Annotated in this window: 13 protein-coding genes and 1 pseudogene; 7 read left to right on the forward strand and 7 right to left on the reverse strand. The window is 62.8% G+C overall.

Annotated elements, in window-relative coordinates:
- Positions 1 to 233, reverse strand: a pseudogene (locus tag G474_RS0117425) (IS110 family transposase); the annotation flags it as partial.
- Positions 234 to 409: 176 nt separating this feature from the next.
- Here G474_RS0117425 and G474_RS0117430 point away from each other — a divergent pair.
- From G474_RS0117430 to G474_RS0117440, 3 genes are all read left to right on the forward strand, one after another.
- Positions 410 to 838 carry a DUF4262 domain-containing protein gene (locus G474_RS0117430; protein ID WP_026688081.1) on the forward strand — a complete coding sequence of 143 codons (429 nt, stop codon included), beginning with the start codon at positions 410 to 412 and terminating at the stop codon, positions 836 to 838.
- Between the two features lie 123 nt (positions 839 to 961).
- The gene (locus G474_RS22950; protein WP_084513835.1) at positions 962 to 1,729 is read left to right on the forward strand and encodes an ankyrin repeat domain-containing protein; all 768 of its coding nucleotides are present in this window, start codon (positions 962 to 964) and stop codon (positions 1,727 to 1,729) included.
- A complete protein-coding gene (locus G474_RS0117440; RefSeq protein WP_156919325.1) occupies positions 1,722 to 2,015 on the forward strand; it encodes a hypothetical protein in 294 nt (97 codons plus the stop codon). The genes G474_RS22950 and G474_RS0117440 overlap by 8 nt, the downstream gene beginning before the upstream one ends.
- Before the next feature lie 1,082 nt (positions 2,016 to 3,097).
- On the opposite strand, the gene G474_RS0117445 is transcribed toward G474_RS0117440, so the two are convergent.
- From G474_RS0117445 to G474_RS21460, 5 genes are read right to left on the reverse strand one after another with little or no spacing between them, the layout of a single operon-like run.
- A complete protein-coding gene (locus G474_RS0117445) occupies positions 3,098 to 3,355 on the reverse strand; it encodes a YfhL family 4Fe-4S dicluster ferredoxin (RefSeq protein ID WP_026688083.1) in 258 nt (85 codons plus the stop codon).
- Between the two features lie 29 nt (positions 3,356 to 3,384).
- The gene (gene coaD, locus G474_RS0117450; RefSeq protein WP_026688084.1) at positions 3,385 to 3,879 is read right to left on the reverse strand and encodes a pantetheine-phosphate adenylyltransferase; all 495 of its coding nucleotides are present in this window, start codon (positions 3,877 to 3,879) and stop codon (positions 3,385 to 3,387) included.
- Positions 3,876 to 4,424 (reverse strand): 16S rRNA (guanine(966)-N(2))-methyltransferase RsmD, encoded by a 549-nt coding sequence (gene rsmD / locus G474_RS0117455; protein WP_026688085.1) that lies wholly within the window; start codon positions 4,422 to 4,424, stop codon positions 3,876 to 3,878. The genes coaD and rsmD overlap by 4 nt, the downstream gene beginning before the upstream one ends.
- Complete coding sequence (locus G474_RS0117460) at positions 4,421 to 5,710, reverse strand: M16 family metallopeptidase (RefSeq protein WP_043465122.1); 1,290 nt, start codon at positions 5,708 to 5,710, stop codon at positions 4,421 to 4,423. The genes rsmD and G474_RS0117460 overlap by 4 nt, the downstream gene beginning before the upstream one ends.
- A gap of 9 nt (positions 5,711 to 5,719) precedes the next feature.
- Positions 5,720 to 7,111 carry a M16 family metallopeptidase gene (locus G474_RS21460; RefSeq protein ID WP_051282408.1) on the reverse strand — a complete coding sequence of 464 codons (1,392 nt, stop codon included), beginning with the start codon at positions 7,109 to 7,111 and terminating at the stop codon, positions 5,720 to 5,722.
- Positions 7,112 to 7,232: 121 nt separating this feature from the next.
- Between G474_RS21460 and ftsY the strand changes: the two genes are divergently transcribed.
- From ftsY to ftsX, 3 genes are read left to right on the forward strand one after another with little or no spacing between them, the layout of a single operon-like run.
- Complete coding sequence (ftsY, locus tag G474_RS0117470; RefSeq protein WP_026688087.1) at positions 7,233 to 8,225, forward strand: signal recognition particle-docking protein FtsY; 993 nt, start codon at positions 7,233 to 7,235, stop codon at positions 8,223 to 8,225.
- A complete protein-coding gene (locus tag G474_RS0117475; protein WP_026688088.1) occupies positions 8,222 to 8,875 on the forward strand; it encodes a cell division ATP-binding protein FtsE in 654 nt (217 codons plus the stop codon). The genes ftsY and G474_RS0117475 overlap by 4 nt, the downstream gene beginning before the upstream one ends.
- Positions 8,872 to 9,771, forward strand: coding sequence for a permease-like cell division protein FtsX (gene ftsX / locus G474_RS0117480; protein ID WP_026688089.1), 900 nt, complete (start codon positions 8,872 to 8,874; stop codon positions 9,769 to 9,771). Before G474_RS0117475 ends, ftsX begins: the two co-directional genes overlap by 4 nt.
- 93 nt (positions 9,772 to 9,864) lie before the next feature.
- Here the strand turns inward: ftsX and G474_RS22290 are convergent, their stop codons facing one another.
- Positions 9,865 to 10,698, reverse strand: a complete 834-nt coding sequence (locus G474_RS22290) for a phage tail protein (RefSeq protein WP_051282409.1) — start codon at positions 10,696 to 10,698, stop codon at positions 9,865 to 9,867.
- A 364-nt stretch (positions 10,699 to 11,062) separates the two neighbouring features.
- Between G474_RS22290 and G474_RS24510 the strand changes: the two genes are divergently transcribed.
- The coding region (locus G474_RS24510; protein WP_026688090.1) for a DUF4347 domain-containing protein at positions 11,063 to 12,651 on the forward strand (1,589 nt) is incomplete at its 3' end.

Below are 12,651 nucleotides of genomic sequence, written 5' to 3' on the forward strand. Positions count from 1 at the left end.
TAGGCCGCCGGCAGCAACTTCACCGGGATGCCCAGTCGATTGAGCCAGCGCCCCCAGTGGTGGGCGGAGCCGCAGGCTTCCATCACCACCAGCCCAATGCTCCGGTTCTGGAACCAGCGCTCGAACTGGTGTCGGGTCAGCCGCTGCTGCTCGACAAGCTTCCAATTGCCATCTGCAATAGCGATTTGGAATACACTCTTGGCCAGATCCACTGCAACGGTAGTAGCATGCATTTCGGACTCCTTTCGTCGAAACCCGATCCCCATCCCCATGAGCACCGGAGGCGCTTATTCCGCGCCAAAAAGACGGGGGAGTCCATCCCATCAGTCAAGGCCGCTCCCTTCGGTCGCTGGACGCTGCGCGAAAAAGCACCGCGCAGCGCCCCTTACCTTCAACGTTGGGCGTCAAAATGAGCGAGTTTGCTGAGAACGTACGACACGATATCGAGACCTTCGGGTGCTCTATCATCTTCATCGGTGACGACGAGCCTCCGTTTGCATATACGGTTGGCCTTTGGCTGAAACACAAGCACCCCGAGCTCATCACCTTTGGTTTGGCTGGCGAAACGATGGGCAACATTCTCATGCGCATTGCGAGCATGGTTGGTGAGGGCACACGTTTTTCATCGGCAACCCGCTTGCAGGGCGTGGGCGGCAAGTTCGGTGTAGAGGTCCACCCTGTCGCTAAAGCGAACCTAGGTCGGTACTGTGGCTTTGCGCTCGGTTTCTACGAAGAGAAATTCCCTCTCGCGCAAGTTGTCTGGCCAGACAATGCCGGTCACTTTCCTTCCGAGCGTGAGTACAACCATGCCTATGCGAAGCTACAGCCTCTGCTCTAGCGAGGCGCCCAACATGGCGCTCAACCTCGCTCCCTTCGGTCGCTGGACGCTGCGCGATAAAGCCGCGCAGCGCCGGTTAGCTCTACGTTGGGCGTACCAGCAATCAAGTACCGAGATAGATCAATGATTGACACCGAAAAGTTCTTTGAGATTGAGGCTCTTATCAATTGGGGTTGCACTGACCCATCTCGGCAGATGACATTCCTCAAGCTGCTTCAGACTTCCCCTGCCTTTGCAACGGATTCGGATGAATTTGGAATCACTCTTCTCATGTTTGCAGCGGAGGCCGGAAATCTAGAAGCAGTCCAGCAATTATGCCGCCTCGGTGCAGACGCAAGAGCGTTGGCATCAACTGGGGACACCCCCCTCATCTGTGCAATTCGAGGACTCTCAAATGAGCAAGAGACTAAAGCTCGCTCTGCCATCATTAATACACTCGTCCAACATGGCGGAAATCCAAATCAATTGGGTTGGCAGGGTTGTAGCGCTCTGCACTATGCAGTTATTTATGGATTGACAGACCTTGTGCACCAGCTATTGCTTGGGGGTGCTGATCCGCTGGTTCGCCTCTGTGATCCACCCAGCGATGAAAATGCCATCGAGCTCGCCGAGTCGTATCGATTTCAAGGAAATGATCAGCAACGCAATCCTCACTCTGCTAAAAAATGGCTGAAACTCGCTTTTCATCGCACCTATCCATATGCACGCCCAACACCACAATACACCGGACCTCCGGCAAGCTGCGCTTACCTGCGTCCGGTGATTTTCAACGTTATAAGGCAGCCGCCTGATGCGCCTCCTCGCGGTGCTACTAATTTTGGTGCTATCTATGAACGCACACTCAGAAGAGAACTTCTATCCGAGAGGTCCGTGGTTGGTTGGGATGGATGAAATGTTCACCTGTAAGTCTGCTAACGGAACAACTTTCGAGTTCGACCCGAAGACCATCCAAAAAATCAAAGTCATCACGAATGACAAAGGCCCTTTCGAAGAAGATGTCTTCTGGAAATTCGAATACACAGGTGGGGAGTGCTACTTCCCATCAAGCGGGGATAAAGACGGTTCTTTTCTCGCTCATTTTCAGGGGCTGAGAGGGTTCGACAACAAGGCGCTCATTCAAGCCGCATCGTCAGCAAACAACGCTGCATTCTTGGTCTGGGACCGAAATGCCTTATAACAATCCAGACAACCGGACCGCCGAACACCCGCCTTTAGGCTGCCTCTATCCGCCTCGCGCGGCGTCCGGTTACTTTCATCGTTGGGCATCATAGTTGGCGCCATGGATCATTCATCGATTCCGTCCCGCATCGAGCAGGCATTACATGCGCTAGAGCCCGAAGATTCCTTGGTGGCTCTCGCTAAAGAACTGAAAATCGAAGGTTTCAGTCAATCCACCATATACAAGCTGTTCGACGCTGAGCTCGTTCGAGTCCGCTCTAACCCAGATGAACGTTTGTACAACGCGATATCTGGTGTAATGGATCGCATTGTGGGCTGGTGCTCTCCTGGTCAACGCCTGTTCGACAGTCAGCTTCCCACATGAGAATGCTGCCCAACCCTGCGGTCGCCCGTTCGCTTCGCTCTCTGGACGCTGCGCGAAAAGCCGCGCAGGCCGCTCACTTCCACGTTATGTGTAAACGACGCTATGGCGAGTTTTGGCGAAGAATTAGAGTTATTAAAACGAGAATCTGACGAATACTTTCGTACCGAATTTGAATCAGCGGAAGCCGAGACGAAGGAGAATGTCAGAATCAAATCCGGACTTTTAGATTTGATAAACAAGGCCAAGGAGAGCGGAAATAATTCAACTTCCGCCGAAGCAAAAAGGGCCGTGATTGAATATCTCTGTGAAGTCTGTGGGCACTCAGGAGATTTGGAAATCCTCCGGAATCACACGCCTAGCATCCTATCGCCAGAAGAACTTGAATACATCATTCAGAACTCCGCCCTATCGAGGTGGTTTTAGATGTCTGTTCAGCAAGCACATAACATGGAGGAAATTCTGCTGCGCATATGACGCCCCAAACCCATGACAATCCGGTCACCCGGATCGCCAAACACCCGCCTTCACGTTGCCTCTATCCGCCTTGCGCGGCGTCCGGTTACTTTCGCCGTGCCTGAACGACTGCTTGCCAAATCCGGCAACGTCCGCACAGGGTCGCTTCCAGCCCCAAACCCCTGCCTCCTCGAAGAACACCAAAGCACAGCCCAACAAAAAGCCCGCCGGTTGGCGGGCTTTTTGTTGGGGCGCGAAACCGCTCAGGGACGGGGGTTGCCGGTGAGCTTGGTGTACTTGGCCCAAAGCTGATCCTCGTTCTCCTCGTGGGCGGGATCCTTGGGAATGCAATCTACCGGGCAGACCTGGACGCACTGGGGCTCGTCGTAGTGGCCGACACACTCGGTACATTTCGCCGGGTCGATCTCGTAGATCTCCTCGCCCTGGGAAATGGCTTCGTTGGGGCACTCGGGCTCACAAACGTCGCAGTTGATGCATTCATCGGTGATGATCAAAGACATGGTTGCTGTTCCTCTCGTCTCTAGTTGAATTATCTGGCTTGTTGGGCGGCCAGTCGCCTTGCCACGGCAGGCTGGACAAATTTGCTGACATCACCGCCCAGCCGGGCGATTTCACGCACCATTGTCGCCGAAACAAACATGTATTGCTCCCCCGGTGTCAGAAACACGGTTTCGACATGAGGATGGAGCAGGCGGTTCATGCCCGCCATCTGGAATTCGTATTCGAAGTCGGAAACGGCCCTGAGCCCGCGCACGATGACGCTGGCCCCCCGGGCATGGACGAAGTCCATGAGCAGGGTGTTGAAGCCGCAGACTTCCACGTTGGGCAGGTCAGCCAGCACTTCGGCAGCGATTTCCACCCGCTCCTGCAGGGAGAAGCAGGGTTTCTTGGCCGGGCTTTCGGCCACCGCCAGCACCAGGCGCTCGAAGAGGCGCGCGGCGCGGCGCACCAGATCTTCGTGGCCCCGGGTCATGGGGTCGAAGGTGCCGGGGTAGATGGCGATGCGGTAATCCTGAGTACTCAAGCTTCCGGCTCCTGGCGCAACAAATGAAAATGGACCTGCCCGGCCTGGCCCTGGCGCACGGTTTTCCAGGGGCCCAGGGCGGGCACGGGGAATTCCGCTTCCAGGTACAAGGCCCCGTCTTCCTTCAGCAAGCGTGGCAGCAAGGGCTCCAGCCGGGCCACCCAGCCCTGCTCGTAGGGCGGATCGGCAAACACCAGGTCGAAGGGTTGCTGACAGGCGGCCGCGAATTTTAGCGCATCCCCGCCCAGCAACTCCACCCTGTCGTCAATCCCTTTCAGGCGCCTGGCGTTTTCCTTCAGGGCAGCCAGGACCCGGGGTGAGCGTTCCACCATCACCACCCGCTCGGCCCCCCGGGAGGCCGCTTCGAAGCCCAGGGCGCCGCTGCCGGCGAACAGGTCCAGGCAGGTGAGCCCGTCCAGGTCCTGGCCCAGCCAGTTGAACAGGGTTTCCCGCACCCGGTCCGGGGTGGGCCGCAGGCCTTCGCTGTCGGGAAAGCGCAGGGTATGGCGCCGCCACTGGCCGCCGACGATGCGCACCTGATTCACTGGGGGCGCACCGTCACGGTCACCAGCTGCCCGGGCTGCAGATGCCGGGCAAAGGCCCGACGGATGTCTTCGGCGCTGACGGCCTGCACCCGGGCCTGGTAGTTGTCCAGGTAGTCCAGGGGCAGCCCGTAGAAACCGATCATCGCCGCGTGCTCCAGGATATTGCGGTTGCTGTCCAGGCGCAGGGGGAAGCTGCCGATCAGGTTGTCCTTGGCGGCCTTGAGCTCGGTGGCGCTGGGGCCCTGGGCGAGGAACTCGTCCAGCACCCGGCGCACCACCTGCAGGGCTTCGCCGGCCTGGGCTTTCTTGGTCTGCAGCCCGATCTGGAAGGGGCCGGCCTGGCGCATGGGGGAGAAGTAGCTGTACACGCTGTAGGCGTAGCCCCGCTTTTCCCGCACTTCCTGCATCAGGCGGGAGACGAAACCGCCGCCCCCCAGGGAGTAGTTGCCCACCAGCAGGGGGAAGAAGTCCGGATCGCCCCGGGCAATGGCCGGCATGCCCAGGAAGATGTGCGCCTGACTGGCGGGATAGTCGAGCTCCAGCACCCGGGCCGGAGCCGGGGCGGGCGGCGGCGGCAGACGGACCGGCTCGCCCGGAGGCAGGGCTGCGGTCAGGCGCAGGGCCAGGGCTTCGGCCTCGGCCCGGGTGATGTCGCCCACCAGGGTCAGGGTGGCGTTGGCGGCGTTGTAGTGCTGCAGCCAGAACTGGCGCAGGTCTTCGGGCTGCAGGGCGGCCAGGCTCTCGGGAGTGCTCAGGCGGCCGTAGGGATGGTCCGGGTAGAGGGCGGCCCAGAAGGCGCGGCCGGCGATGGTGTCGGGCCGGGTCAGGGCGTCCTTGAGGGAGGCCACGGCCCGCCCCCGCTCCCGTTCGAACACGGGGGCGGCGAAATGGGGCTGGTGCAGCACCTGTTCCAGCACGTGCAGGGCCACATCCCGCTTGTCCGCCTGGGTCAGGGTGCGCAGGCTGATGCTGGCCCGGTCCTTGTCCAGGCTCCCCGCCAGCTTGGCGCCCACATCCGCCAGACGGTTGCTCACCCCGGTTTCGTCCAGGTCCCCGGCGCCCAGGTCCAGGAGCGTGTGGGTCAGGCTGGCCAGCCCCGCCTTGTCGGCCGGGTCGAACATGGCGCCGGCGGCGAAGTCCAGCTGCAGGTCGAGGATGGGCAGGGCCGGGCTGCGGACCAGGTAGACCCGGGTTCCCACCGGGGTCTGCCAGTGTTCGATGGTGATGCCGGCCTGGGCGAGGCCCACCCAGCACAGGAGAATCAGGGAAAACAGTTGCTTCAGCATGGCGGGTCCTCAGTGATGCCGGCCGGCGGGTGCGGCCTTGGGCCCCTTGGGGGCTGCTTCGGGCGGCAGGGGCTCGAGCAGCCCCACGGTCAGGGTGTCATCGCCGAACCAGGCCTGGGCGGCCGCCTGAACCTGGGCGGCGGTGACCGCCTCGAGGCGGGCCTGGAGGGCGGCCACATCCTTGTGGCTGAAGCCGATCACCTCCATGGAACCGATCTCCATGGCCTGACCGAACACGGAGTCCAGCTTGTACACCTGGGCGGCGATGAGCTGGGCCTTGGCCCGCTTCAGCTCCCCTTCATCCACCCCGTCCCGGGCGATGCGGGCCAGTTCGCCGCGCAGAGCCTTTTCCAGGGTCTCGGGGGTCTGCCCGGGAGCCGGACTGCCATACAGGTAGAACATGGCCGGCCCCCGGTTCAGGCCGTCGTAGGAGGCACCGACGCTGGTGGCCAGCTGCTGCTCCCGCACCAAGCTGCGTCCCAGGCGGGCGGCGTCATGACCATCGAGGATGGCGGCCAGCATGTCCAGGGCAAAGGGTTCCACCGGGCCGTCCAGGCGCTCCACCTTGGGGGCCTTCCAGCCCAGGAGCAGCAGCGGCAGTTCCGCCGGCCCCTTCACCACCAGGCGGCGCACGCCCTTCTGCAGGGGTTCGACCTGGGGCTTCCTGGCCGGCAGGGCCCGGGACTTGAGGGGTCCGTAATACTGCCGCGCCAGCTTGAACACCTGTTCGTGCTGCACGTCACCGCTCACCACCAGGATCGCGTTGTTGGGCACATACCACTGGTCGTACCAGGCCTTGGCGTCCCGGGCCGTCATGTTCTCCAGGTCGTTCATCCAGCCGATGATGGGGCGCCGGTAGGGATGGGCCTGGTAGGCCACCGCGTGAGCCTGCTCAAAGAGCAGGGACTGGGGCTCATCCTCGGTGCGCAGGCGCCGCTCCTCCATGACCACCTTGATTTCCTGGGCGAACTCCTTGGGGTCCACGTTCAGGTGGCGCATCCGGTCCGCCTCCAGGGCCATCATCTCGCCCAGGCGCTCCTTGGGAATCTGCTGGAAATAGGCGGTGTAATCCCGGCTGGTAAAGGCGTTGTCACGGCCGCCGGCGGCCGCCACCCGCTTGCTGAATTCCCCGGGGCCCACCTTGGGGGTGCCCTTGAACATCATGTGTTCGAGCAGATGTGCCACCCCGGAGGTGCCATCCACCTCATCCATGCTGCCCACCCGGTACCAGACCATGTGGGCCACCACCGGCGCCCGGTGGTCTTCCTTGACCACCACCTTGAGGCCGTTGGCCAGGGTGGTTTCAAAGGGATTGGCATGGGCGGAGCCGAAGAGCAGGCTCCCCGCCAGAAACAGGGCGGACAGGCTGAAAAGCCGGGGGGTGCTTCCTTGTTTTGACATGGGAAATCAGGGCTTTCTGTTAGAATCCGGGGTTCCGGCGGCATATTAAAGACAAGTCGCCCGGCTGTCAGCCTCGATGCCGCAGCCCCCTTCCGACACCTGCTGAAAAGACAATGTTCCCATGTTCGGTTTCCTGAAGAAAAAAGGCGGCGAAGCCGTCAGCCCCCCGGCCGATCCGGCTGCAACGACCGAAACTCCCGAGCAATCCCTCTCCTGGCGCGAACGCCTGTTCGGCGGCCTGGCCCGCACCCGGGCCCAGCTGGGCGGCAAGCTCAAGACCATCTTCTCCCGGGGCAAGGTGGATGACGAGCTGCTGGAAGAGCTGGAAACCCTGCTGCTCACTTCCGACGTGGGCCTGGAAGCCACCCAGCATCTCCTCGACGCCCTCAAGGCCCGCGCCAAGAAGGACAAGCTGGAAACCCCGGAAGCCATCCAGGAAGCCCTGTCCCAGGCCCTGGCCGAGCTCCTCGCTCCCCTGGAACAGCCCCTGTCCGTGGACGGCCACCAGCCCTACGTGATCATGATCGCGGGGGTGAACGGGGCCGGCAAGACCACCTCCATCGGCAAGCTGGCCAAGTATTTCCAGAGCCAGGGCAAGAGCGTGCTGCTGGCCGCCGGCGACACCTTCCGCGCCGCTGCCCGGGAACAGCTGATGACCTGGGGCGAGCGCAACAACGTCACGGTGATCGCCCAGGACGGCGGCGACCCGGCCGCCGTGGTGTTCGACGCCATCAGTGCCGCCAAGGCCCGGAGCATAGACGTGGTGCTGGCCGACACCGCTGGCCGCCTGCCCACCCAGCTGCACCTGATGGAAGAAATCGCCAAGGTGCGCCGGGTGATCCAGAAGGCCGACGCCAGTGCCCCCCACGAGGTGCTGCTGGTGCTGGACGCCAACATCGGCCAGAACGCCCTGGCCCAGGTCAAGGCCTTCGACAAGTCCATCCACGTCACCGGCCTGGTGCTCACCAAGCTGGACGGCACCGCCAAGGGTGGCGTCATTGCCGCCATCGCCCGCCAGTGCCCCAAGCCCATCCGCTTCATCGGCGTGGGCGAAGGCATCGACGACCTGCGCCCCTTCGTGGCCCGGGACTTCGTGGACGCCATCTTCGCATGATCGTCGGCAGCCACCTGACCAAGCGCTATCCCGGTGGCTACGAGGCCATCAAGGATCTGGGCTTCGAGATTGCCGGTGGCGACATGGTGTTCATCAGCGGCCATTCGGGGGCCGGCAAGACCACCCTGCTGAAGCTGATGGGCGCCATCGAGCGGCCCACCTCGGGCAGCCTCATCGTCAACGGCCAGAACCTCACGGCCATGCGCCGCGCCGCCCTGCCCTACCTGCGCCGCAACCTGGGCCTGATCTTCCAGGACCAGAAGCTGCTCTTCGACCGTTCCGCCCTGGACAACGTGCTGCTGCCCCTGGAAATCATCGGCCTGCACCCCCGGGAAGCCCAGCGCCGGGCCCGGGCCGCCCTGGACAAGGTGGGCCTGCTGGAGCGGGAAAAAGCCAATCCCATCGCCCTCTCCGGCGGCGAGCAGCAGCGCTTGGCCATCGCCCGGGCAGTGGTGAACCGGCCCACCATCCTGCTGGCCGACGAACCCACGGCCAACCTGGACCCGGAATCAGCCCGCCAGGTCCTGGACCTGTTCGTGGCCTTCAACCAGGTGCGCGTCACCGTCATCATCGCCACCCACGCGCCCCACGGCATCCCTGGCCGCCAGCCGCGGCTGATCACCCTGGACCACGGCAGGCTCGCCCCATGAACACCTGGCTGCGCCAACACCTGGCTGCCTTCCGCCGCGCCCTGCGCCGGCTCTGGGCCGCCCCCCTGAACACCCTGCTGTCGCTCCTGGTGATCGGCATTGCCATGACCCTGCCCGCCGCCGGCTACGTGCTGCTGGACAACATCAAGGCCCTGGGCAAAAGCGCCAGCGGCGTGCAGCAGATCAGCCTGTTCCTGGAAGCCGGAGCCAACCGGGACCTGGTGCGCAGCACCCAGGACCGTCTCGATGCGGCGGTCCCCGGCCAGTGGCGCTTCGTCCCCCGGGAAGAAGCCCTGGACCGCCTCAAGTCCAGCGAAGGCATGGCCGAAATCGTCGCCAGCCTGCCCCGCAACCCCCTGCCCGACGCCTTCATCGTGGAACCCCGGGACGGCAGCCCGGAAGCCCTGGAAACCCTGCGGGAAACCGTGGCGGCCTGGCCCGGCGTCGCCCACGTGCAGCTGGATTCGGCCTGGATCAAGCGCTTCGACGCCTTCCTCAAACTCGGCCGCCTGGCCGTGAGCCTGCTCGCCGCCGTGTTCGCCGTGGGCCTCACTGCGGTCACCTTCAACACCATCCGGCTGCAAGTGCTGGCCCAGGCCGACGAAATCCAGGTGGCCCGGCTGATCGGCGCCACCGACGCCTTCATCCGCCGCCCCTTCTACTACTCAGGCGCCCTGCAAGGCGCCCTGGGCGGTCTGGCTGCCGGACTGCTCATCAGCCTGGGCCTCTCGGCCCTGGAAGAACCGGTGAGCCGGCTGGCCACCCTCTATGGCAGCAGCTTCACCCTGCACGGCCTGCCCCCCCTGCAACTGGCCCTGCTGGCCAGCGTCGGCGCCGCCCTGGGCTGGCTCGGCGCCCAGCTCTCCGTCAGCCTCGCCATCCGGCAGATGGACTGACCCCCCGGGGCCTGCCCCCACTCCCGGCTACGGGAATCCCTGCAACAACAAGGGCGCCGAAAGGCGCCCTTGTGCATTACACAACTGCCCGACTCAATCGAAGGTGGGGAAGAGCCCCTGGGTCGCGATGCAGTGCCACAGACCAAGCTGCGGCGGCAGGCTGGACACCGCACTCCCGCCGCCAGGGCTCACCCCCACGGCCACCGCACCGCCGGTCACCGTAGTGACGTTGGCGGTCTGCTGGGGAATGGCCGGTTTGTAGGTGGACGTATCGACGCTCACATGGGTCCCCACCAGGGTGGACTTGTTCGTCCCCGGTTCAGTAGTGGTCACCGGCCCATTGGCACTCCCGGTCACCCCCGTCAGATAGTAGTTGGTGACACTTGGAGCCGGATCGATACCGGTACTGCCGGGCACCACGTCGGTAGTCGCCGTGGCGGTGATGGCTCCGGACCCCGCCTGGGCAGGAATGGTCACTGAAGCCGGTCCGGTGGTCGGGGTGAAGGTGGCCGGATGGGAATGGGGCGGCAACTGCGCCGTGGTCAGGACATTCCCTTCAGCCCCCCGGTACTGGCCCATCGTCACCGTGCTGGTGGGCTGCTGCCCGGCAATCTGCGTTGCCGGCCCGACGCCGACAGGCACGCGCCCGTTGAGATTGGGCAAATTGAAGGTCGTCGAGCCATTCCCGCCAAAGGTGGTGCCTATCAACGCATACAGGGCAGAGTTCTGGTTGATCTGAAGCGTGCGCCCATCGGCCGGCAGGAAACCATAAGGACATCCCCTGACGTAGGTCACAACGCAAATGGAGCCCAGCAGAGGCTCGCTGGAACAGGCCAGGGCCGGCGCGGACAAGGTCGCGAGCATGCCGCCCGCGATCGCCAGACCCAACGAACCACGAAGCAGAGCCGGAAGTCGTTTCATGTTCATGATGCACCTCTCCTCAAGTTTGGATGATGGCGCCGGCAGGAAGTAGCGGACGCACGGGGGCACATTAGGGCATGCCCAAGGGATACGCAATCGGTATTTTTGACTCAAAGCAACAACCTCCGACAGCAACCAGACAAGCACACATCAGCCTTTTCATAGCGCCGGACATAAAAAGCCACAAACGCTTTGAAATAAAAACTAATCCGAGCATAAACGGCATGCATAACCAGCCTGATTCCAGCCCGAAAAAATCCGCGTTGAATATTCATTTCAGATGTGCAATTCTCACAGGGAAAAACACCCCAAACCCGCCACCCACTGATACGCCCCCTGCGATGCCAGCACCCTCCAAGGAGACAAGACCATGAATCCCCACTTCAGCCAAACCCGGAACACATACTCCATGCCGCTGGCAGCCAGCACCCCAGCCCCCCGGGAAGCCGCCTTCATCGACACGGGTATCGCCCATTACGGTGCCCTGGTGGACGCCCTGCCCCCGGATATGGACCTCGTGCTCCTGGACGGAACCCGGGACGGCCTTGCCCGGATGGCCGAATGGGCTGCCGGGCACTCCGGCTACACCGCGCTGCACGTATTCAGCCACGGGGATCGGGGACTCTGGATGCTGGGCTCCACCCATCTGGATGGCGCCAGCCTGGAAGCCCGGGCCCCGGAACTCGCCACCCTGGGCCGGGCGCTTGTCCCGGGAGGCGGCCTGCTGCTCTACGGCTGCTCCATCGGGGCGGAACCCGGCTTCGTGGAAAAGCTGGCGGCCCTGGCCGACGCCGCCGTTGCCGCCTCCGCAGTGCCTACCGGCGCAGCCAGCCTCGGGGGGCAGTGGAAGCTGGATGTCTGCGCCGGCAGCCTTGGAACCCTGCCTTTGGCCATGGAACACTTTGATGGATTGCTGGGCCTGGATATCACCTTTGACTTCGAGAGCAATACGACGCCTGCACGGGATGACACAGGCGCAACAGCCGCAGCAACCATAACCCAGGTAATTTCCGGCGAGACGGTCTCCATTGCAGCAACGGACGGCAAGTTGGTCGTGGCCAACGAAGTTGCTTTTCTGGGTGCCGACAAAGCTTCAATGACGGATACCACCGTGGCTTTCGACACATTGGGCCTTGCTGATTCAACACGCATCCGGGTTTCACTGCAATCCGGTTACAGCTTCGATCTTGATTCCCTTGGCATTTTTGACAACTATAACGGCGCACATCCAGGGCAAACATTGACCTTAGTTTCCAGCTCACTGGCCACCTACGATGTGGAGGCGCAAATCGACTATACCGATTTGGGAATCCCAACTGACAACGGTGGCGCCATCATTAATGTCTCAGCCCTCCCTGGCTTCAAGAACATCACCTATTTTGACCTTTACGCCAACGGGGAGAATATGCAATTGGCGTTGGACAACATTGTGCTGACCAACATTACCCCCCCCGGCCCCCAGCTTGCTTCCGCCACCTATGACGCTGCCACGGGAATACTGCTGGTCACCGTGGAGACAGCCACCGGGGATCCGATGGCAGCCGGAGACACAATAGTTGTCTCCAAGCTGACCATGACGGGAGAAGGCGGTGAAACCTACACCCTGACTAGCAACAACGTACTAGCCAGCAGCGCGACCAGCTTCAGCGTGACCCTGAACGGGGCCGATCAGGCGGCAGTCAATCAGATCCTCAACAAGGCCGGCATCAACTCCACCGGCGGCACCGCCTACAACCTGGCCGCCGCCGCAGGCTGGAACGCCAGTGTTAGCTCGGCGGCCGCCGACGCCACCGGCAATGCCGTCACCGTCGCCAACCCTACCACCCCCACCCTCACCAGCGCCACCTACGACGCCAGTACCGGGGTGCTGAGCGTCACCGGCACCGGCTTCCTCAAACTGAACGGGGCCACCAACGACATCGACGTCTCCAAGCTCACCCTCACCGGCGAAGGGGGCAG

The sequence above is a fragment of the Azovibrio restrictus DSM 23866 genome (assembly GCF_000429665.1).
GTDB lineage: Bacteria > Pseudomonadota > Gammaproteobacteria > Burkholderiales > Rhodocyclaceae > Azovibrio > Azovibrio restrictus.